Source organism: Saccharothrix sp. HUAS TT1 (assembly GCF_040744945.1).
GTDB lineage: Bacteria > Actinomycetota > Actinomycetes > Mycobacteriales > Pseudonocardiaceae > Actinosynnema.
Window position 1 is genome coordinate 827,386 of the sequence record NZ_CP160453.1, and the last position, 18,927, is coordinate 846,312.

Annotated in this window: 21 protein-coding genes; 11 read left to right on the forward strand and 10 right to left on the reverse strand. The window is 73.1% G+C overall.

What is annotated here, in order from left to right; genetic code table 11:
- Positions 1–428: 428 nt before the first annotated feature.
- The gene (locus tag AB0F89_RS04025; RefSeq protein ID WP_367132650.1) at positions 429–557 is read right to left on the reverse strand and encodes a hypothetical protein; all 129 of its coding nucleotides are present in this window, start codon (positions 555–557) and stop codon (positions 429–431) included.
- Positions 558–779: 222 nt separating this feature from the next.
- Here AB0F89_RS04025 and AB0F89_RS04030 point away from each other — a divergent pair, with 222 nt between their 5' ends.
- Complete coding sequence (locus AB0F89_RS04030; protein WP_367132652.1) at positions 780–1,883, forward strand: macrolide family glycosyltransferase; 1,104 nt, start codon at positions 780–782, stop codon at positions 1,881–1,883.
- Here AB0F89_RS04030 and AB0F89_RS04035 read toward each other — a convergent pair.
- Positions 1,880–2,221 carry a helix-turn-helix domain-containing protein gene (locus AB0F89_RS04035; protein WP_367132653.1) on the reverse strand — a complete coding sequence of 114 codons (342 nt, stop codon included), beginning with the start codon at positions 2,219–2,221 and terminating at the stop codon, positions 1,880–1,882. The two genes, AB0F89_RS04030 and AB0F89_RS04035, sit on opposite strands and share 4 nt — an antisense overlap.
- Positions 2,222–2,384: 163 nt before the next feature.
- On the opposite strand from AB0F89_RS04035, the gene AB0F89_RS04040 reads away from it, so the two are divergent.
- Entirely contained in the window at positions 2,385–2,615 is a 231-nt protein-coding gene (locus tag AB0F89_RS04040; protein WP_367132654.1) for a transcriptional regulator, read from the forward strand.
- 162 nt (positions 2,616–2,777) lie between these two features.
- Complete coding sequence (locus AB0F89_RS04045; protein WP_367132655.1) at positions 2,778–3,614, forward strand: tetratricopeptide repeat protein; 837 nt, start codon at positions 2,778–2,780, stop codon at positions 3,612–3,614.
- Positions 3,615–3,621: 7 nt separating this feature from the next.
- Here the strand turns inward: AB0F89_RS04045 and AB0F89_RS04050 are convergent, their stop codons facing one another.
- A complete protein-coding gene (locus AB0F89_RS04050; RefSeq protein ID WP_367132656.1) occupies positions 3,622–4,800 on the reverse strand; it encodes a Fic family protein in 1,179 nt (392 codons plus the stop codon).
- A 418-nt stretch (positions 4,801–5,218) separates the two neighbouring features.
- On the opposite strand from AB0F89_RS04050, the gene AB0F89_RS04055 reads away from it, so the two are divergent.
- The 6 genes from AB0F89_RS04055 to AB0F89_RS04080 all read left to right on the forward strand — a co-directional run bounded on the left by AB0F89_RS04055 (position 5,219) and on the right by AB0F89_RS04080 (position 12,435).
- Positions 5,219–5,704, forward strand: a complete 486-nt coding sequence (locus AB0F89_RS04055) for a toxin-antitoxin system HicB family antitoxin (RefSeq protein ID WP_367132657.1) — start codon at positions 5,219–5,221, stop codon at positions 5,702–5,704.
- Positions 5,705–5,734: 30 nt separating this feature from the next.
- Positions 5,735–6,574 (forward strand): DUF4097 domain-containing protein, encoded by an 840-nt coding sequence (locus AB0F89_RS04060; protein ID WP_367132659.1) that lies wholly within the window; start codon positions 5,735–5,737, stop codon positions 6,572–6,574.
- 27 nt (positions 6,575–6,601) lie between these two features.
- A complete protein-coding gene (locus AB0F89_RS04065) occupies positions 6,602–7,771 on the forward strand; it encodes a cytochrome P450 (protein WP_367132661.1) in 1,170 nt (389 codons plus the stop codon).
- A gap of 148 nt (positions 7,772–7,919) precedes the next feature.
- Positions 7,920–8,549, forward strand: a complete 630-nt coding sequence (locus AB0F89_RS04070) for an MBL fold metallo-hydrolase (protein WP_367132663.1) — start codon at positions 7,920–7,922, stop codon at positions 8,547–8,549.
- Positions 8,546–11,326, forward strand: a complete 2,781-nt coding sequence (locus tag AB0F89_RS04075) for an AAA family ATPase (protein WP_367132665.1) — start codon at positions 8,546–8,548, stop codon at positions 11,324–11,326. The genes AB0F89_RS04070 and AB0F89_RS04075 overlap by 4 nt, the downstream gene beginning before the upstream one ends.
- Positions 11,327–11,496: 170 nt before the next feature.
- Positions 11,497–12,435: a hypothetical protein gene (locus AB0F89_RS04080; RefSeq protein WP_367132667.1), complete on the forward strand. Its 939-nt coding sequence runs from the start codon at positions 11,497–11,499 to the stop codon at positions 12,433–12,435.
- A gap of 105 nt (positions 12,436–12,540) precedes the next feature.
- On the opposite strand, the gene AB0F89_RS04085 is transcribed toward AB0F89_RS04080, so the two are convergent.
- Entirely contained in the window at positions 12,541–13,083 is a 543-nt protein-coding gene (locus tag AB0F89_RS04085) for a peroxiredoxin-like family protein (protein WP_367132669.1), read from the reverse strand.
- 75 nt (positions 13,084–13,158) lie between these two features.
- Here AB0F89_RS04085 and AB0F89_RS04090 point away from each other — a divergent pair, with 75 nt between their 5' ends.
- Positions 13,159–13,767 carry a TetR/AcrR family transcriptional regulator gene (locus AB0F89_RS04090; RefSeq protein ID WP_367132671.1) on the forward strand — a complete coding sequence of 203 codons (609 nt, stop codon included), beginning with the start codon at positions 13,159–13,161 and terminating at the stop codon, positions 13,765–13,767.
- A gap of 350 nt (positions 13,768–14,117) precedes the next feature.
- On the opposite strand, the gene AB0F89_RS04095 is transcribed toward AB0F89_RS04090, so the two are convergent.
- From AB0F89_RS04095 to AB0F89_RS04105, 3 genes are all read right to left on the reverse strand, one after another.
- Positions 14,118–14,426: a hypothetical protein gene (locus tag AB0F89_RS04095; RefSeq protein WP_367132673.1), complete on the reverse strand. Its 309-nt coding sequence runs from the start codon at positions 14,424–14,426 to the stop codon at positions 14,118–14,120.
- Positions 14,410–14,649, reverse strand: coding sequence for a DUF397 domain-containing protein (locus tag AB0F89_RS04100; RefSeq protein ID WP_367132675.1), 240 nt, complete (start codon positions 14,647–14,649; stop codon positions 14,410–14,412). The genes AB0F89_RS04095 and AB0F89_RS04100 overlap by 17 nt, the downstream gene beginning before the upstream one ends.
- Positions 14,650–14,780: 131 nt before the next feature.
- Complete coding sequence (locus AB0F89_RS04105; protein ID WP_367132677.1) at positions 14,781–15,656, reverse strand: helix-turn-helix domain-containing protein; 876 nt, start codon at positions 15,654–15,656, stop codon at positions 14,781–14,783.
- A 213-nt stretch (positions 15,657–15,869) separates the two neighbouring features.
- On the opposite strand from AB0F89_RS04105, the gene AB0F89_RS04110 reads away from it, so the two are divergent.
- Entirely contained in the window at positions 15,870–16,703 is an 834-nt protein-coding gene (locus AB0F89_RS04110) for an SAM-dependent methyltransferase (protein WP_367132679.1), read from the forward strand.
- 64 nt (positions 16,704–16,767) lie between these two features.
- Here the strand turns inward: AB0F89_RS04110 and AB0F89_RS04115 are convergent, their stop codons facing one another.
- The 3 genes from AB0F89_RS04115 to AB0F89_RS04125 are packed head-to-tail and all read right to left on the reverse strand — an operon-like array spanning position 16,768 to position 18,927.
- On the reverse strand, positions 16,768–17,562 hold the full coding sequence (locus AB0F89_RS04115; protein WP_367132681.1) for an alpha/beta fold hydrolase: 795 nt from the start codon (positions 17,560–17,562) through the stop codon (positions 16,768–16,770).
- A 13-nt stretch (positions 17,563–17,575) separates the two neighbouring features.
- Positions 17,576–18,214 (reverse strand): DUF998 domain-containing protein, encoded by a 639-nt coding sequence (locus AB0F89_RS04120; protein ID WP_367132683.1) that lies wholly within the window; start codon positions 18,212–18,214, stop codon positions 17,576–17,578.
- Positions 18,211–18,927, reverse strand: a complete 717-nt coding sequence (locus AB0F89_RS04125) for an SRPBCC domain-containing protein (protein WP_367132685.1) — start codon at positions 18,925–18,927, stop codon at positions 18,211–18,213. Before AB0F89_RS04125 ends, AB0F89_RS04120 begins: the two co-directional genes overlap by 4 nt.

Below are 18,927 nucleotides of genomic sequence, written 5' to 3' on the forward strand. Positions count from 1 at the left end.
GCGAGGTGCTGGAGTTCAGGGCAGTGTTTGCGCAGGTCATGAGGTACGAGAGACCGCTTGCCCCACGAGCCTTCCTAAACCGTGTGTCGCAGGTTCGAATCCTGCCGGGGGCACTCACCTTTCGCCGGGTGAATCAGGCCCTGGCCAGCGGAAACGCGGCCGGGGCTTGATCTTTTCCGGCAGTCGCCGTCAGCCGGAATCCGCCCCGTGCGCCGCCCTCCGCGGAACCACCGCCGAACGGCCGAACGCCCTGGGCTCCGCCCTCGTGGTCCGTCGACCTCGATCGCCGCCGCGCCGCGGTCGATCGTGGTCGGGACTGCGGCGTGCCGAAGGGCGCCCGGCCGTCCTTCACGAGCGGGCTGGGACTGGTTGTGCCCGAGCCACGTCCGACACGGGCGGTTGGCCGCGGGGGCGAGCCTGGTCGGTGGTCATCCGGTGGTGGTCCGGGGCTGGTCGAGCAGTGCCGTGCCGATCGAGGCGCGGTCGCCCCTGGAGTCCGGCTGTCGAGTGGTCGGGGAGTCGTTGCGGGCACTGGTCACGGTGACGAGTTCGCTCATGGCCCCCACGCTGCCGTCGGGCGTTGACGAGTCGCGCACCAAACGCCGGCAACGTTCACCGCACCTCGTCAGCAGCGGCACGTGAGCGCCGGACCGGGACAACCCCGGTCACCAAAATCCATTATGGACACACGACGGTCCGGTGCCACCAAGGGACTGGCAGTAAATCGGTTGCGCGACGGCGTTGTGGGTCGGGAAGCTCCGTCCGGCGGAAGGAGGCCCGTGGACGTTCTCTTCGTCACCCTCACCGGTCACGGTCACGTCACGCCCACGTTGGCGCTGGTCGAAGAGTTGGTCGGGCGGGGTTGTCGGGTTCGGTACGCGACGGGTGGCGAGAACGCGCGGGCGGTCGTGGCGGCGGGGGCGCGGTGGGTGGGGTTGCCGGGGTTGCCGCCGTTCCGGCCGGTCGGAACGGGGGACCGGGCGGTGGCGGAGTGGTTCCGGCACTACTTCGAGGCCATGCGGGCGGTCTACCCCGTGCTGCGGGAGCACTGCCTGGCGCGGCGGCCCGACGTCATCTGCTACGACGCGACCAACTGGCCCGCGCGGCTCGTCGCGCGGGAGCTGGGGGTGCCGGCGGTCCGCTGCCTGCCGCACCTCGCGTCCAACGACTCGTTCACCTTGCCAATGCCGGACGAGGCGCACGTCGTCGCGGACGACTGCGCGCGGTTCGCCGAGGAGCACGGGGTCGAGCTGGACGTGGTCGGCACGGTCGACGCGCCCGAGCGGCTGAACCTGGTGTTCCTGCCGCGCGAGTTCCAGCCCGCCGGGGAGACCTTCGACGCGACGTTCCACTTCATCGGGCCCCTGCTCGGCCGCCGGGCCACCGAGCCCTGGACGCCGAAGCACCCCGACCTGCCGCTGCTCTACGTCTCGCTCGGCTCGATCATGACCGACCCGGCGTTCCACCGGGCCTGCCTCGACGCCTTCGCCGACGGCGCCTGGCAGGTCGCCCTGAACGCGCCCGCCCGGGCCGACGCCCCGGCGAACGCGGACGTCCGGGACTGGTTCCCGCAACCCTCGGTGCTGCGGCACGCGCGGGCGTTCGTCACGCACGCCGGGATGAACTCGACGATGGAGGCGCTGCACGCGGGCGTCCCGCTCGTCGCGGCGCCGCGGACGCCGGAGCAGGCCGCCAACGCCGACCGCGTCCAGGAGCTGGGCCTCGGCGAGCGCCTGGAGCACGGCGGCGACCTGCGGGCCGCGGTCGAACGGGTCGCCGCCGACCGCTCGATCCGCCGCAACCTCGACCGGATGCGGGAGGCCGTGCGCGCCGGCGGGGGCGCCGAGCGCGGCGCCGGGCTCATCCTCGGTGTGTCGCGTTAGGACTGTCCCGGGGACGGCCGGCCGAGGCGGCGACCCAGCTCGGCCAGCAGCTGCTGGTTCGTCAGCACGGCGGGGTCGGGGGCGGCGTCGCGGAGGGCCACCTCCTGGGCGGTGAGCAGCTGGGCCTTCACCATGACCTCCAGCGGGCTCATGCCGAACGCCTTGGCGACCAGCCGGGCGGTGTCCAGCGTCGGCCCCTTGCCCTTGCGCCACTCGGTGAACCGGCTCCGGTCCAAACCGGTCCGCGCGGCCAGGTCCGCTGTGGACATCCCCCGGTCGTCCAGCTGCCGCTGGACGAAGTCCCACCAGGGCGAGTCCACGCTCTCGTCTGCGGTCACCCCTCCATGTTACGTGCGCGCGCACAACGTTCGGTGCGCACTCCCCCCAGGTACGCCCGGAAACCCTTGTTGTGCAAGCACAACGTTGGTTGCGTCCACACAGCACACTGCTAGCGTTGTGACCACAGAACATGAGTTTGGCGCGCACAACACGAGGCTGGCCATGCCGAACACGATCAAGCTCCGCACCGATTTCTTCACCAAAGCCGCCCGGCTGGCCGGGTACCGGTCGGACTACGCGCTGGCCAAGGCGATGGACGTCAACCGCTCGACGGTCGCGCGCGTCCTCAGCGGCGAGCTGCAGCCCGGTCCGGCGTTCATCGGCGGGGCGTTGACGGCGCTCGCGCCGCTGCAGTTCCACGACCTGTTCGAGGTCGTCCCCATCCAGCGGTGATGACGGTCCGTGGCGTCCCGGTCCCGCGCACGTGTGATCGGACTCGCCGAGAGACCGCCACTTCAGCGGTGTGCGGACTCACCCGTTTGGTTGACACTCGTGATCAAGTGACGTCGCAGAGCGATGAAGACCAGTGGTGGGACCGCGAGAGGATGGCGCCAGGTGAGCGACGAGCCACGGCACACGGCGGCGCGGCTGCGCCGGGACTTACCGGCCGCGCTGCGGACCCCCGGGAACGCCTGGTTCAACGCGCACCGCGACGACGTGCCGGCCGCGCTGCGGGACGCGGTCGGCGAGCCTGAGGTGGCGGTCGCGCTGTTCGCCGACGTGTGGCCGGTGGTCCCGCCCGACGCCGACGAGGAGTGGTCGCGCGCCCTGCTCGACGTCGGGGCCGACCTCGCCGCCGCGCTGCCGACGTCCCTCCTGCTGGCCACCGGCTTCCGCCGCGCCGCGGTGTCCCTGCGGGCGCGGGGCTCGCTGCGCCTGGCCGCCGTCGCGGGCATGCGCGAGCTTGCCGTCCACCGCCTCCGCGACGACGACCCGGACGCCGCCGCCGGGGCGCTGCACGACCTCGCCGCCACCTACCGCGCCCAGGGCAGGCTGCACAAGGTCATCGGGTGCGCCGACGAGGTGCTGGAACTGCGCCTGCTGCACGACGACCGGCCCGGCGCGGCCCGCGCGCTGGCCCACCTCGGCGAGCTGATGGTCGAGGTCGGCCGGTTCGACTCGGCGGTCAAGTACCTGTCCCGGGCCGACCGGCTGTTCGAGGAGCTGCCCGACCCCGCCGACTCCGCAGACCCCGCCGAGCACGCCGGCCCCACTGAGCGCGCCGAGTGCCTGACCCTGCTGGGGCGCGCGCTGTGGCGCTCGGGCAACCGGCCGGTGGCGCACCGGCGGTTCAACCGCGCGCTGGCCCTGCTCATCGGCGCCGACGACGACGCCGCGCAACGGGTGCGCGACCTGGTCGCCGAGCTGGAGGCCGGGGACCCGGCGCCCTGAGGCCCGGTCACGCGGTCGTGTCCGGGTCGTCGGCCAGCAGGCGCAGCACGTCCCGGCACAGGAACACCCGCCGGTAGCCGAGGTGTTCCCACGGCACCAGCACCTCCAGCTCGACCAGCCGGGCGGTGAGGTCGGTGGCGGCCTTCGCGGTTATGCCGTACCGGGTGCGCAGGGACCGGTGGTCGACCACCGGGAACCCGATCAGCTCCGCCGCCACCGCCGGCAGCCTGCCCTTGCGCGGCAGCCGGGCGGCGTAGTCGGCGGCCAGCGCCTCCAGCCGGCCGATCAGCCGCAGCTGGGCCAGGGCCTGGTCGCGGACGGCGGTGGCGAAGAACTCCACCCACAGGTCCACCCGACCGGTGTCGACCACCTCGCGGATCAGCCACTGGTACCGGTCCAGCGCGCTGTCCAGCCACTCCGACAGCGGCAGCACCGGGTCGCGGACCAGCCCGCACCGCACCATCTCCAGCACCGAGAACGTGCGCGCGACGTGCCCGTTGGCGGTGGGGAACGGTTGCAGCACCTCCAGCTGGTAGTGCGCGAGCGCGATCTTGGCCAGCCGCGGCTGCTCGTCCTCCTCGCGCACCCAGGTCGACCACTGCTCCACCAGCGCGACGAGGTGCGCGCCGGTGGCGGTCAGCAGGTAGGCCCGCTCGTCGCTGACGCCCAGCCTGCCGGGCGCGCGGCGCAGCAGGTCCTGGAGGCGGCCCGCGGGGTGGTCGCCGGTCATGATCGCGGCGACCTCGCCGACCAGCCCGGCGTCGACCGGCGCGCCGGCGCGGACCCGGGCCAGGCCGTGGTCGCACGCCCGCAGGAACGGCGCGACCAGCTGGGACGGCGCGGCGCTGTCCGTCGGCGGCGGGCCGTCCTGGGACGCCAGCAGGTCGGCCGCGAACGTCTCGCGCAGGCCCACGAACACCCCGGACAGCCCGGCCGAGCTGTTCGCGTCGCGGACCTGCGTCGTCCGGACCAGGGCGGACCGCACGCCCAGCCGGCCCGCCGCCTCGTCCAGCCTGCCGAGCGCGTGCTCGGCCTCGGCGCACCGGCGGTAGGTGGCCACGGGCAGTTCCAGGTCCGAGGGCAGCGGCGGTGGCAGGTAGGCGCCTTCGCGCCGGAGCTCTTCGGGGATGCCGGGCAGTTCCGGCACCGGCGACCACTGCCCCGCCGGTAGAGGGCGAAAACTCATGCGGCGAAGCTTCCACGGAAGTGGAAGTTTTAGCAAGCATTGGTTTCGATGTGAAGCAGGACCCCACTTCACTACACATCGTCACAGATACTCTGTTAGGCCGTTCGGGCAACAACGGCCCGCAAAATTACGGGCAACGTTGCCGATCGAACATCTGCCCAGGTCAGGCACACACTACCAATCACAATCAACACCCCTCCCCTGCTTGCGCCGAAGATCGGTTTATTCCACCTGGGACGGACCGCGAGAGCGCCGGCCACGCCTCCAGGTCACGGTCCGGAATGACCGCTGGTCTCAACGATCCACGATTTCAGCCGAACGGGTGGCATTCGACCGAACGCCGGACACCCTCAGCCGCCACAGCACCGTGGCACCACGACCGCTTGCCGTGGTGCCACGGTGATGCCATAGTGGTGCCATGGACTTGACGCCGTACGTCGACAACCTCCGCCGGGAGCTGGCCACCGCTGCGGAGGCCGGTGGCGCGGAGGCCCGGGCGCTGGCCGAACGACTCGCCGCCCCGCTGGAGTCGGCGGTCCGGTTGACGCTGCTGGAAGCCCTTTCGGCCGCTGCGGACGAGATCACCAGGGACCTGGCGCCGGGATCGGTGGACGTGCGGCTGCGCGGCCGTGACCCGGAGTTCGTCGTCGCCGTGCCCGCAGAGGTGAGCCACGGTGGTGCCACCGAGGTGCCACCGGTGGTCCCGGACGAGGGCCCGGTGGCGCGGATCAACCTGCGGCTGCCCGAGCACCTGAAGGCCCGGGTCGAGGAGGCCGCCGGCCGGGAGGGCGTCTCGGTCAACACCTGGCTGGTGCGGGCCGCCGCGGCCGGGCTGGGCGGGCACGGCGACCGGGCGACCGGGCGCGGCTCGGGCGCCCAGCACTACACCGGCTGGGTCCGCTAGCCGCGCGAACACCGAACACAGGGGACAGCCATGCCTTCTTTCAGCACTTCCGGGCCCATCGCGCTCACCCTCGACGTCGTCGCCGGCGGCGCCCTGGTCGTCGCCTCGGACCGCGACGACGTCGAGGTCGGCGTCGAGCCGAACGACCCCGACAGCGCCAGGGACGTCAAGGCGGCCGAGGGCACCGAGGTGGACTTCGCCGCGGGCCGGCTGACGGTCCGGACGCCCCGGTCGCGCGGCCTGTTCGGCCGGGTGGGCTCGGTCGACGTCGTCGTGCGCCTGCCCACCGGCTCGCAGGTGACGGCCCGCGGCTCGCTGGCCGACTTCCGCGCCGAGGGCACGCTGGGCGAGTGCCGCTTCACCACGTCCGCCGGGCACATCCGGCTGGAGGGCACGGCCGCGCTCAAGGCGACCACCTCCTCCGGCGACGTGGCGGTCGACCTCGTCACCGGCCGGGCCGAGCTGTCGACCGGTTCCGGCGAGCTGCGGGTGGGCAGGCTCGACGGCTCCGGCACGGTCAAGAACTCCAACGGGGCGACCCGGATCGGCGAGGTCACCGGCGACGTCCAGGTGAGCGCCGCCAACGGCGACATCCTCGTCGGGCACGCCGGTGGCGACGTGCGGGCCAGGACCGCGAACGGCCACATCCGCCTGAACGAGGTCGTGCGCGGCTCCGTGGTCGCGCAGACGCAGACCGGTCGGGTGGAGATCGGCGTCCGGGAGGGCACGGCCGCGTGGCTGGACGTGCACTCGGCGGCCGGCCGCGTGCGCACCGACCTGGCGAGCGCCGACGCGCCCGCCGAGACCGACGAGAAGGTCGAGGTGCGCGGTCGCACCTCGTTGGGCGACATCGTCATCCACCGCGCGTAGGGCGCGACGAAAACTTGGGGGAACACCGTGTGGGACACCAACCCGCAGCAGTTCTGGCTGCGCGGCGAACGACCGGAGCACGTCGTCGGCTACGACGAGGCATTAGGCGTCTGGAACGTCTACGGGCACGCCGAGAGCACCGAGGTGCTGGGCGACTGGGCCCGGTTCTCGTCCGACAGCGCCCGGCTGATCCCGGCCATGGACGACACGCTGACCAGCGGCAACCTGATCCAGCAGGACCCGCCCGAGCACCGCGAGCTGCGGCGCCTGGTCAGCCACGCGTTCACGCCGAAGGTGGTGGCGGACCTCGAACCGCGCATCGCCGAGCTGACCGGTGACCTGCTCGACCACGTCGCCGGGGACGACTTCGAGCTGGTCCGCGACCTCGCCTACCCGCTGCCGGTGATCGTGATCGCCGAACTGCTCGGGGTGCCGAGCAGCGACCGCGACCTGTTCGAGCTGTGGGTCGACAAGTTCTTCGAGAGCACCAACCAGCTCTCGCTGAAGGACGACCAGGCGAAGCAGCGGGAAGAGCTGCGCGAGCGCGTCGAGACCTTCCAGCCGATGTTGGACTACCTGGGCGAGCACGCCGCGCAGTGCCGCCGCACACCGCGCCCCGGCCTGCTCAACGACCTCGTGCACGCCGAGGTGGACGGCCGGCGGCTGACCGACGCGGAGGTGGTCAACTTCGCCGCCGTCCTGCTGGTGGCCGGTCACATCACCACCACGATGCTGCTGGGCAACACCGTGCTGTGCCTGGACGCGCACCCGGACCAGCTCGCCGCGGTGCGCGCGGACCGCTCGCTGGTGCCGGCGGCCATCGAGGAGTCGCTGCGGTTGCTCACCCCGTTCGCCGCGGTCGCGCGGGTGACGAACGGGCCGCAGGTGCTCGGCGGCGTCGAGGTCCCCGCCGACCAGATGCTGCTGCTGTGGATTGGCGCGGCCAACCGCGACCCGCGCCGGTTCGCCGACCCGGACGCCTTCGACCTCGCCCGCGACCCCGGCCCGCACCTGGGCTTCGGCCGCGGCGTGCACTTCTGCCTCGGCGCGCCGCTGGCCCGGTTGGAGGGCCGGATCGCGCTGAACGTGCTGCTGGACCGCTTCCCGCGGCTGCGCGCCGATCCCGACCGGCGGCCGGTGTTCATGCCCTCGCCGAACCTGACCGGGGTGCGGAGCCTGCCGCTGCTCACCGACTAGGTGGGAGCCCACCGGACCGTCCTCTGTGGACCTGGCAGTGGACCGGGCGGGGACCGGGCCGGCGGGGCGGCCGGGCGGGCGCCGGGCAGTCGGCGTCCATTCGGCCGCAACCCCTCCCGCTGAGCTGCGCTGACGTTACGATCACCCGGTGCGCCCGCTGGCTCCAGGAGTCCACCAACTGCTCGGCCGTCCCCCACACATGGTGAACGCCTACCTCGTGGAGGACGTGCTCGTCGACGCCGGCACGCCGGCGGCACGCAAGCGGATCACCCGCCAGCTCGACGGCCGCACGATCGCCGCCCACGTGGTGACGCACGCGCACCCGGACCACTTCGGCTCCAGCCACGCCGTGTGCGAGCGGTACGACGTGCCGCTGTGGACGGGCGCGAAGGACGCCGAGGCGATCGTCACGGCCACCCCCGTGCCCGCGCCCGGCCTGATCGGCTCCCTGCTGGCCCGCACGAAGATGCCGCCGGCGCACCCGGTGGCCCGCGGCCTGGCCGAGGGCGACGAGGTCGCCGGGTTCACCGTGCTGGACGCGCCCGGCCACTCGCCGGGCCACATCGCCCTGTGGCGCGACCACGACGGCGTGCTGATCTGCGGTGACGTGTTCTTCAACCTGCTGCGGCCCAGCGCGCCGCCGAGCTTCCTGACCCACGACGACGAGCGCAACCGGGAGTCGATGCGCAGGCTGGCCGAGCTGCGGCCGAAGCTGGTGCTGTTCGGCCACGGCCGCCCGCTGCGCGACCCGGACCGCCTGCTGCGCCTGGTCGGATGAACACCCTCGAACGGGGTCGGGAGCTGGCGCGGATCACCGCGGCGCTGGACTCGGCGGCGGCGGGCGACGGCCGGGTGGTGGTGATCGAGGGCCGCGCGGGCATCGGCAAGACCCGGCTCGTGCAGGACACCAGGGCGCTGGCCAAGGAACGCGGCTTCGGCCGGTTGCAGGCCGTCGGCGACGCGCTGGAGAGCGCGATGGCCTGGGGCGTGGTGCGGCAGCTGGTCGAGCGGTCGATCTCCCGGTACCGGGGCGAGGTGCGGGAGAGGATCCTGGCCGGGCCGTCGGGTGACGCCCTGCGGGCGCTCGACGGCGCGGCGGCCGACCCGAGCGAGGCCGAGCTGGCCCGCACGCTGCACGCGCTGTGGTGGGTGGCGGTCGACCTGTCCGCGACCCGGCCGCTGCTGATCACCGTGGACGACGCGCACTGGGCGGACCTGTCGTCGGCGCGGTTCCTGGCCTACCTGTCCCGGCGGATCGCCGACCTGCCGATCGCGCTGGTCGTGGCGGCCCGGCCGCCGGCGGACAACGACGGGCCGCTGGCGCAGCTGAGCGTGTCGCGGCAGGCCGAGCGGCTGCTGCCGCGCCCGCTCACCCCCGCCGCGCTGGCCGAGCTGGTCGCCGCCCGCGGCGCGCGGCCGTCGCCCGAGGTGGTGGCGGCGCTGCACGCGGCGGGCGCGGGCAACCCGTTCCTGACCGGCGTGCTGGTGGACGAGCTGGAGGCGCTGGCGCTGCCGCTGGACGTGCCGGGCACGGCGGCCGAGGTCGCCAAGCTCGGCCCCAGCACGGTGTTCCGCGCCGCGCTCGGCAGGTTGCCCGCCGACTCGGTGCGGTTGGCGGGCGCGGCGGCGGTGCTCGGCACCGGCAGCGACCCGTGGCTGGCGGGCGCGATCGCCGAGCTGGACGCCGACCGGTTGCGGCCCGCCGTGGAGGCGCTGGTCTCGGCGCACGTGCTGACCGGCGAACAGCTCAAGTTCGTGCACCCGGTGGTGCGCGAGGCGGTGCTGGCCGACCTGGGCCCGGTGGCCCGCGCCGCCCTGCACGCCCGCGCCGCCACCCGGCTGTGGGAGGCGAAGTCGCCGGCCGACCGGGTCGCCGCGCACCTCGCGCACGCGCCGAGGGGCAGCCTGCCGCAGGCGGTGGACGTGCTGCGGGCGGCGGCGGGCGCGCTGCTCGCGGCGGGCGACCCGCGGACCGCGGCGGCGCACCTGCGGCGCGCGGTGGACGAGCGGCCCGACGACCCGGGGCTGCGCGCGGAACTCGGTCGGGCGCTGCTGCGCGGCGGTGACGCCGCCGCGGCCCGCCGCGAGCTGCGGATCGCCGCCGCCGAGGTGCCGGACGCGGAGCTGCTGGCCGCCGCCGCGTCCGCGACCGCCACCGTCGACGGGTTGGACGCGGCCATCGCCGAGCTGGACGCGGCCATCGCGGCCCGCGCGCCGGACGCCGGGCGGCTGCACCTGGAGGCCAGGCTGGCGGTCGTCCGGTCGTTCTCGCCGCGGCACCGGCAGGTCGCGTCCGAGCACCTGCGCGGGCACGCGGCGCTGGCCGGCCGCACCCCGGACGAGCGGACCCTGCTCGGCCTGCTCGCCCAGACCGGCCGGTACGAGGTGTGGCCGTCGACCGAGGTGGCCGCCACCTCGATGCGCGCGCTGGCGAGCGGCGCGTACTTCGACGACGCCACCGGCAGCACGGACGCGATGGTGGCGTGGCTGGTGGCGTTGATCGCCCTGGTGGCCGCGGACGGCGTGGACGCGGCCCGGCCGGAGATCGAGCGGGCCCGGCTGCGGGTGCGGGCGCACGGGTCGCCGGTCGAGTTCGCCATGGTCGCCAACGCGGCCGCGTTCCTGCACTGGCGGACCGGGTCGATGCGCGCGGTGGCCGCCGAGTCGGACGGCGCGCTGGCCGCCGTGCGGCACGAGGACCCGGTGCCGCACGTGGTCGCGTCCCGGGCCACGGCCACGCACTTCCTGGTCTACGAGGCGTTCGAGCGCGGCGACCTGGCCGAGGCGGCGGCGCTGCTGGCCGGGTTCGACGCCGAGCACACCGAGTCGCCGCAGATCATGCCGACGATCTGGCTGCACGAGCCGAAGGCGCTGCTGGCCCTGGCGCAGGGCGACCCGAGGCGGGCGCGGGCCGAGGCGCACCTGCAGCGCGACGCCACCCTGGCCGCCGGGATCGACCCGCCGAGCATCCCGTGGCGCGACCCGGCGGCACGCGCGGCGCTGCAGCTCGGCGACGAGGCCGGGGCGCTGGCGCTGGCGGAGGAGCAGGTGGCGCTGGCCACGAAGTGGGGCGCGGCCACGGAGGTCGGCGTGGCGCTGCGGCTGCTGGCGCACGTCGACCCGGGGCGGCGGCTGGAGCTGCTGGTCGAGTCGGTGCGGGTGCTGGAGCGGTCGCCGTCCCGGCTGAACCTGGCGCGGTCGCTGGTGGACCTCGGCGAGGCGCTGCGGGTGGCGCGGCGGCGCTCGGACGCGCGGGAACCGCTGCACCGGGCCGTCGACCTGGCCGCCGAGTGCGGGTCGGCGGTGCTGCGGACGCGGGCGTCCGAGGCGCTGGAGGCGTTGGGCGACCGGCCGCGGCGGGCGTCGCTCGCGGGCGCGGAGGCGTTGACCGCCAGCGAGCGCCGGGTCGCCGACCTCGCCGCCACCGGGCGCGGCAACCGGGAGATCGCGCAGGAGCTGTTCGTGACGCCCAAGACGGTGGAGAACCACCTCGGCCGCATCTACACCAAGCTCGGCATCAGCGGGCGGCGCGACCTGGCCCGGGTGCTGGCCTGAGGGAGGCCGATTAAGAGCAGGAGGCGGGTGGGGGTGGTCCTGATACACCCAACTTCGCGGCCTCCCGGGTTGAGGGATCGACCCTCATGCCCTCGACGTTCCCGCAGGTCAAGCTAGTCCTACCGAAGGGGCCGCAGGGAGGCGGCCCCCTCCACAGGAGGTAGGGAACCATGTTGCGCAAGGCTCTTCTCGCCGCACTCGCCACCACCGCCGTCAGCACCCTCGCCCTGCCGGGCCTCGCCGTCGCGGACCCCGTCCTCGGCATCCCGACGCCCTGCGTGAAGCTGTCCGACGTCACCGGCCCCGACTTCGAGGTCAAGCAGTGCGGCGTCAGCGACGTCGACCAGCACCGCGAGGGCATGGCCGCGAACGGCGGCACGCACTGCGGCCCGGCCTCGCTCTACAACGTGCTGCACTACTGGGCGCACGTGAAGAAGGCGCCGGTCGGCTGGCTCACCACCAGGGTCGGCAACATCGACCCGAAGGACCCCGCCGACTACAACATCGTCACCAACTCGATCGGCCGGATCGCCACCGACTCGCTGTGGAACGTGGAGGACGGCACCAAGTCCGGCAACCTGCGGACCGCGTTCACCGTCGCCACCAAGCCGGCGCGGGACCTGCGCTGGGAGACCGCGACCGGCGTCGTGGGCACCACGGCGGGCTCGGACTTCGCGGGTGAGCTGGCCAAGAAGCTCAACCAGGGCCCGGTGCAGATGTGGTACGGCCGCTACTCCACCGGACCGCAGAGCAGCCTGGTGCGCGGCGGCGGGCACATCGTCACGGTCGTCTCGGCCAAGGGCTCGTTCGGCGGCGACGTCGTGCAGCTCAAGCTGGCCGACCCCGGTCGGGCGGGCGACCACGGCCAGGGCGACTACCTGGGCACCCAGTCCGCGTACCAGAGCCTGGACGTCACGCTGGTGCGCCGGTCGGTGTGGGAGTACCTGCCGGTGAAGGACGACGAGGCCACGCCGGTGGACGAGAGCCTGCAGCCCGGCACCTACCGCACGGTCGAGCGCTGGGAGCTGACCGGCCCGCAGTACGTCGGCGAGACCCGTCAGCTGGTCGAGGGCTTCAACTGGTTCTGGATGTCGCCGCCGGTCGGCTGACCGGTCCGGTGAGCCCGGGGACCCCGTCCGACTCCCGGACGGGGGCCCCGCTCGGTCGAACGCCTGTTCGACCCGTCCACAGCTGGGGACAACCCTGTGGACAACTCAGTCCTTGCTGGTCAGGGCCTGTGCACGAGCGAGCAGTTCGTCCACCGACCACTGGTCGGACGCGTGTTGTCCACGCTTCTCCGCGACGACCTCGCCGTCCGGCGCGATGAGGAAGTCGGCGGGCAGGCCGAGCCGCCCGCCCTCGGCCCGGGGCAGCGGACGCCGGCCGCGCAGCACCGGCCCGAGGTCGCGGAGCACGCCGCGCGCCATCGCGCCCCAGGCGCGCGGGTCGAGCACCGACCGGGCCGCGGACCCCACGCCGAACTCGGCGTACAGCCGCTTGCGCGGGTCGCCCACGACCGCGAACGGCAGGTCGGCCGCGTACGGGGCGAGTTCGGCCGCCGAGGAGTGGAACACGGCGACCTCCGCGATGCCGTGCGCGGTGATCTCGTCGTGCCGCTGGACGATCGACCGCAGGTGCAGGTTGCACACCGGGCAGCCGGCGAACCGGCGGAACTGCAGGTGCACCAGGCGGTCCGGGTCCGGCACCCGGACCGCGCCGCCGCCGACGGCTTCCCACTCCCGTGCGTCGACCTTCACGTGCTCCCCCTCGGATCGTAAGCGTGCGGTGTACGCCAACAACGTATGCGCGTATCTTGTACGCTGTCAAGCGCCATGCCACGCCCGAAGTCCCTGACCACGTCGGCACTCGCCACCGCCACGCTCGCGGTGCTCGACCGCGACGGCCTGGCGGCGCTGTCCATGCGCGCCGTCGCCGCCGAACTGGGCGTGGGCACGATGTCGCTGTACCGCTACGTCGCCGACCGGGACGAGCTGGAGGCGCTGGCGGTCGAGCAGATGATGTCGCGGGTGGACCTGAAGCCGCCGCGGGCGTTGTGGGACAAGCAGATCGCCGTCCTGGTCGAACGGGTCCGCGAGGCGATCGCCAGGCACCCCAACGCCGTGCCGCTCACGATGGCGCACCGGCACCGGTGCCCGAGCCTGCTGCGCTGGGGCGAGGCCGTGCTCGACGTGCTGACCCGGGCCGGTTTCACCGGGGAGCAGCGGGTGATCGCGTTGCGAGCGCTGCTCGGCTACCTCATCGGCGCGACCGAGATCGAGCACCGGAGCCCGCTGCCCGGCCCCGGCACCGAGGCGATGGCGAAGCTGGGCGAGGACTACCCGCTGATGGCCGAGACCGCGGGCGTCGCGAAGAGGATCCCGCCGGACGTCGAGTTCCGCCTCGGGTTGGACGTCGTGCTGAGCGGCCTGCGCCGCCCCTGATCACCCGCCCGCGACCCGGGGCCGCGGACCAGTTGTGCCACAACGGATTTCACGCGGATCTCGTGCTGCACGGGCTCGTGCCGAACCGGATCTCGTGCCGCACGGATTCGTGCCACACGGATTTCGTGCCGCACCGGGTCGTGCCGCAGCGGGTTTGTGGCCGGCGCGGAGGCCGAAGCCGACCTCGGCCTCCGCGCCGAAACGCGACGAACACGGAGTTGCGCTCCAAGCGTGGAGTCGGCGACGTGGCGCGGCGCCGGTTCCCGCTGCGTCTCCAGGTCAGGTTCGCCGGTGAAGGGGCATCGCCTGCCCCCTCGCCCCGTCCGCCACCGCGGCGCGGACGGGAAGTCTCATGCGGCGCTGTCGTCGTCCGGGAGGTCCAGCAGCTCCTCCAGCACGAGCGTGGCCCGGCCGTGCCGACGCCAGGAGAACCGGCTGGGGGACAGCACGTTCACCTCGTCGGCGGGCATCCGCATCGCGACCGCGTCGTCCTCGGTGTGCAGCCGCACGACGTCGATCACGGCGTCGTGGGCGCGCACCCCGACCACGGCGGCCAGTTCGCCCCTGGCGTCCCGCGGGTGGAGGAACTGGAACCCGCGCGCGATCAGCTCGCGCAGCTGGAACGTCGTCCGGGAGGAGTGGTCAGTCGACGAGGTCATCGAACTCCCCGTCCCGGGCGCCGGCCACGAAGGCGGCCATCTCGGCACGGGTGTAGACGAGCGCGGGGCCTTCGGGGAACCGGGAGTTGCGCATCGCGACGTCGCCGCCGTCGAGCACCGCGAACTCGACGCAGTTGCCGATCGCATCGCTGTAGGAGCTCTTGGCCCACGTGACGCCGATCAGGTCGGCCGCGGGCATGCCGTTGTGAACCTCGGTGGCCATCGACATCACCTTTCAAGCCAGTGATGCATCTGCACGTGCATCCGGTTGTGCACGGACCGTAGCACCGGCCGGGTGCACGGGTAAATGCACGTGCAGATGCGGAGCGTGAATCTCCCCCGAAGGGATGAAGGTCAGAGCTCCGCTCGCCTCTTGGCCACCATCTGCCGGCTGCGATCGGGCGTCTCGGCGTCGACCGTGAGCCGGTCGAACACCCGGCTGTAGATCTCCAGCTCTTCGAGTTTGTCCAGGTAGAGCGCCCCGGCGAGGTGTTCGAGGTAGACGATGTCCGGCAGGTCGGGCTCGCCGAAGCGGAGCATCGCGAAGGGACCCTTGGCCGCGTAGCCGGCCAGCGGGAAGGGCACGACCTGGAGCGTCACCGGGCCGTCCTTGGTCACGCTGAGCAAGTGGTCCAGCTGGTCGGCCAGCACCTCGCGGCCGCCGATCGGCCGGAACAGCACCGATTCGTCGATCACCGCCCACACCCGCGGCGCGCCCGGCCGGGCCAGCACCTTCTGCCGCTGCATCCGCAGCGACACCCGCCGCCGCACGTCGGGCGTCACCAGGTCCGGCCGGCCGTGGCTGGCGATCGCCGTCGCGTAGTCCTCGGTCTGGAGCAGGCCCGGCACGAACTGCGTCTCGTAGATCAGGATGCGGGACGCCGCCTCCTCCAGGCCCACGTAGTCCTGGAACCAGTCGGGCATCAGGTCCGTGTACCGGTGCCACCAACCGGGCGAGTTGGACCGGCGGACCATGTCGAGGAACTTCGCCCTGGCCTCCGCGTCGTCGACCCCGTACATGGTCAGCAGGTCGTTCACGTCGCGTTCCTTCAGGCCGACGCGACCCAGCTCCATCCGGCTGATCTTCGACTCGGAGCCGCGGATGGCGTAACCCGCGTCCGCCCGGGTGATCTCGGCGGCCTCGCGCAGCCTGCGCAACTGGGCCCCGAGCACGATGCGCAGCGCGGTGGGGCCGCTTTCCCGCTCCGGCGTGGATCCGTGAGCCGCCATCACGTTCCTCCCGACCGTCGTGACCGTCCCACCCGAACAGCGGTTGCGCCCGAGGAGGGCCAACTCGCATCGTCACTGAACGTACACCCAAGACCTTGCCCGATCAGCCGCATGCGACCCACCGACGCGATGGGCCCATACTCTTACGCTGACCGGACTGTGACGCGGTGCACAAGAGATCATCCCCCATCCCCGTAATGCGAGGTCACCACAATGCCGGGTACGTCGTCGGACGCCGCCGCCCCCGTCTACATCGACACCACCAAGGCCAGCATCGCCAGGGTCTACGACGCCTTCCTCAACGGCAAGGACAACTACGAGATCGACCGCGAGGTGCTGCGCCGGGTGCAGGACGTGGCCCCCGAAGCCGCCACGCTGGCCGTGGACAACCGCAACTTCCTCATCCGCGCCACCAGGTTCGTCGCCGGCCAGACCGGCATCACCCAGTTCCTCGACTGCGGTTCCGGCCTGCCCACCGCCGAGAACACGCACCAGGTCGCCCAGCGGATCAACCCGGACATCCGGGTCGTCTACGTCGACAACGACCCCGTCGTGCTCGCCCACGGCCGGGCGTTGCTGGAGGAGAACGACCGGACGCACTTCTCCGCGGCGGACATCTTCAAGCCGCAGGAGATCCTGAACGACCCGGTCGTGCGCAAGCACATCGACTTCGACGAGCCGCTGGCGCTGTTCCAGATGGGCACGCTGCACCACTACAACGGCACGTCGCCCACGTCGGCCGAGATCATGGCCGAGTACATCGAGGCGCTGCCGTCCGGCTCGTACGTGGCGATCTCGCACTTCCTCGACCCGGAGACCGAGGAGCACTCGGCCATCGCGCGGCGCATGGAGGAGACGTTCCTGCACTCCCCCATGGGCAGCGGGCGGTTCATCACGATGCGCTCGATGCTCGACCTGTTCACCGGCCTGGAGCTGGTCGAGCCGGGCGTGGTCATCTGCGCCGACTGGTGGCCGGACGGGCCGCGGCTCAAGGAGCTGGACGCGGTCAGCTACTGCATCGCGGGCGCGGTGGGCCGCAAGCCCTGACCCCGACCGTCCCGAGTGGACACCCCGGTGGCGGACGTCGTCCGCCACCGGGGTTCCCCCGTGCTCAGCGCCGGTAGAACTCGACCAGCACCGGCGCCGTCACCGCGGCCTTGACCAGGTGGGTCTGGCCGGGCAGGACGACCAGCTCGCCGTGCGGCAGGGCGTCGGCCAGGTGCCGCTGCGCGTTGCGCAGGTACGCCGGGCTCTTGCCGCCGGCGATGACCAGCGCGGGCGACCCGGCGCCGGACCAGCGGTCGGCCGGCGGCTTCGTGCCGTGCTGGAACTCGCCGACCAGCGCGAAGTCGTTCGGCAGCGTGTGCGCGACGCCCTTGAGCTTCTTCCACACCGGCATGACCCGCATCATCGCGATGAAGAAGCCGGGCGTGCCGACGTAGCGCATGAACAGCGTCACCGCGTCGCCAGGGCGGCCCTCGGCGATCGCGCGCTCCACCCGTTCGACGAGATCGGGGTCCATCGGCGGGCGGGTGTCGTCGATCGTCATCGGCGACTCGTAGATCGCGATCCGCTCGGCCGCGACGCCCCGGTGCGCCGCCTCGGCGACCAGCGTGCCGCCGGAGGACATGCCAAACAGGTGCGCCGACCCGCCCGCCTCCTCGATCAGCGCGGCGACGTCCTCGACCTCGCGCTCGACGTCGGGCGCCGTGCCCGCGCCGCTCTCACCCCGGCCGCGCCGGTCGTAGGTGTAGACGGTGAAGTGCTCGGCCAGCGCCTCGGCCAGGGCCTTGGACGGCCCGAAGGCGCGGTAGCACAGCGCGCCGTCCACGATGATCAACGCCGGTCCGGAACCGGTGCGCGTGAAGGCGATCGCGGTGCCGTCCTTGGAGAAAACCTGTCCCATCGTGCCCAGTCCCTCAGATCTCGGAGCGCAGCTTCGCCGCTGCGGCGGACGCCCACAGCCAACCGACCACAGCACCGCCGTACAGCAGGAGGGTGCCGAAGCCCGTGCCCAGGAAGGGCACCGGCGCCAACGACAGCACGCCCGCGACGGCGCTCGCCCGCGCCCACGGCCCGGACCACTTCTTCGCCAGCACGAAGAACGACGCCACCAGCGCCGGGAACGCGACGAAGAACGCCACGCCGTGCAGGCTCCCGTGCCAGGACAGCACCGGCGCCTGGCCCTCCGGCGCGCCGACCGGGAAGCCGAACGCCGGGTCGGCCACGAACACCCCGCCGCCGATCATGCCGACCGCGAAGACGCCGAGCAGCGCGGGGACCCACCGGCCGACCTCGCCGGTGCGGCGCGCGCCGACCGCCGCCGCCAGGAACAGCAGTCCGGTGAGGACGAAGTTGGCGATCTGCAGCCAACCCCCGTCACCCAGGGAGAGGAAGCTGAACGGGTGCCGGGTGAGGTCGAAGCCCTCCCGGGTGAACGCCTGGGCGAACCCGGTGACGAGGTAGAGCGGACCGGCCAGGACGCCGCAGCCGAGCAGCAGCCTCGTGGTGTCGGCGCGGGCGCCGGTGGCCGTGGTGGCCGTGCGGAGGGTGGTCATGCCAGGTCTCCCATCCAGGTCGACCAGGCGTGCTCGTCGCGGTGGTCGTCGGCGAACACGTGGTGCATGGCGATCAGGACACCGGGACGCCCCTGGAAGAAGCGGTACACCGCGTCGGCCGTGCGGATGCCGGCGGTCTGGGCGTTGGCGAAGTAGACCACGCCGCGCTCGCCGTCCAGCTCGACGTGGTCGCCGGTGGCCGGCGCGGCGTCGAGGCCGAGCTTGCGGCCCAACCCGGCCCACAGGGCGGGCCAGTCGGACACCGCCGGGCCCATCGCGGTGAGCGGTCGGGCGGTGCGGCCGGCGAAGTGGCGCAGGTAGGTGACGAGGGTCTGCCAGAACATCTCGCCGCCCGCCGTCATGGCCTCGAACTCGTCCTCCCAGTCGTCACCGGGCAGGAAGCCGCTCGCGACCATGCGCAGCACGGTGCTGCCCCGCTCGCGGCCCTCGACCAGGAACTCGTAGGCGACGAACCGGCCGTCGGGCTCCTCGTCGCCGCCGTACGCCAGGTGCTTGCCGGGTTCCCAGGCGGTGACCCGGTGGGCGGGCGCGTAGCCGCCGAACGCCTGCCGGACGACCTCGCCCGGCTCGACCTCGTTGACGCCCATGAACCACGAGTCGATGCCGGGGCCGGTGGCGATGGCCTCCCAGACCTGCTCCGGCGTGACGCCGGCCAGCTCGACCTCGTTGACGCCTTCGAACGCGTGACCCAT

Excerpts from the sequence above, each read along its gene's own strand:
- AB0F89_RS04025 (WP_367132650.1), bottom strand. The coding sequence starts at position 557 with ATGAGCGAACTCGTCACCGTGACCAGTGCCCGCAACGACTCCCCGACC.
- AB0F89_RS04040 (WP_367132654.1), top strand. The coding sequence starts at position 2,385 with ATGCCGAACACGATCAAGCTCCGCACCGATTTCTTCACCAAAGCCGCC.
- AB0F89_RS04050 (WP_367132656.1), bottom strand. The coding sequence starts at position 4,800 with ATGAGTTTTCGCCCTCTACCGGCGGGGCAGTGGTCGCCGGTGCCGGAA.
- AB0F89_RS04055 (WP_367132657.1), top strand. The coding sequence starts at position 5,219 with ATGGACTTGACGCCGTACGTCGACAACCTCCGCCGGGAGCTGGCCACC.
- AB0F89_RS04060 (WP_367132659.1), top strand. The coding sequence starts at position 5,735 with ATGCCTTCTTTCAGCACTTCCGGGCCCATCGCGCTCACCCTCGACGTC.
- AB0F89_RS04075 (WP_367132665.1), top strand. The coding sequence starts at position 8,546 with ATGAACACCCTCGAACGGGGTCGGGAGCTGGCGCGGATCACCGCGGCG.
- AB0F89_RS04080 (WP_367132667.1), top strand. The coding sequence starts at position 11,497 with ATGTTGCGCAAGGCTCTTCTCGCCGCACTCGCCACCACCGCCGTCAGC.
- AB0F89_RS04090 (WP_367132671.1), top strand. The coding sequence starts at position 13,159 with ATGCCACGCCCGAAGTCCCTGACCACGTCGGCACTCGCCACCGCCACG.
- AB0F89_RS04095 (WP_367132673.1), bottom strand. The coding sequence starts at position 14,426 with ATGACCTCGTCGACTGACCACTCCTCCCGGACGACGTTCCAGCTGCGC.
- AB0F89_RS04100 (WP_367132675.1), bottom strand. The coding sequence starts at position 14,649 with ATGGCCACCGAGGTTCACAACGGCATGCCCGCGGCCGACCTGATCGGC.
- AB0F89_RS04105 (WP_367132677.1), bottom strand. The coding sequence starts at position 15,656 with ATGGCGGCTCACGGATCCACGCCGGAGCGGGAAAGCGGCCCCACCGCG.
- AB0F89_RS04110 (WP_367132679.1), top strand. The coding sequence starts at position 15,870 with ATGCCGGGTACGTCGTCGGACGCCGCCGCCCCCGTCTACATCGACACC.
- AB0F89_RS04115 (WP_367132681.1), bottom strand. The coding sequence starts at position 17,562 with ATGGGACAGGTTTTCTCCAAGGACGGCACCGCGATCGCCTTCACGCGC.
- AB0F89_RS04120 (WP_367132683.1), bottom strand. The coding sequence starts at position 18,214 with ATGACCACCCTCCGCACGGCCACCACGGCCACCGGCGCCCGCGCCGAC.
- AB0F89_RS04125 (WP_367132685.1), bottom strand. The coding sequence starts at position 18,927 with ATGGGTCACGCGTTCGAAGGCGTCAACGAGGTCGAGCTGGCCGGCGTC.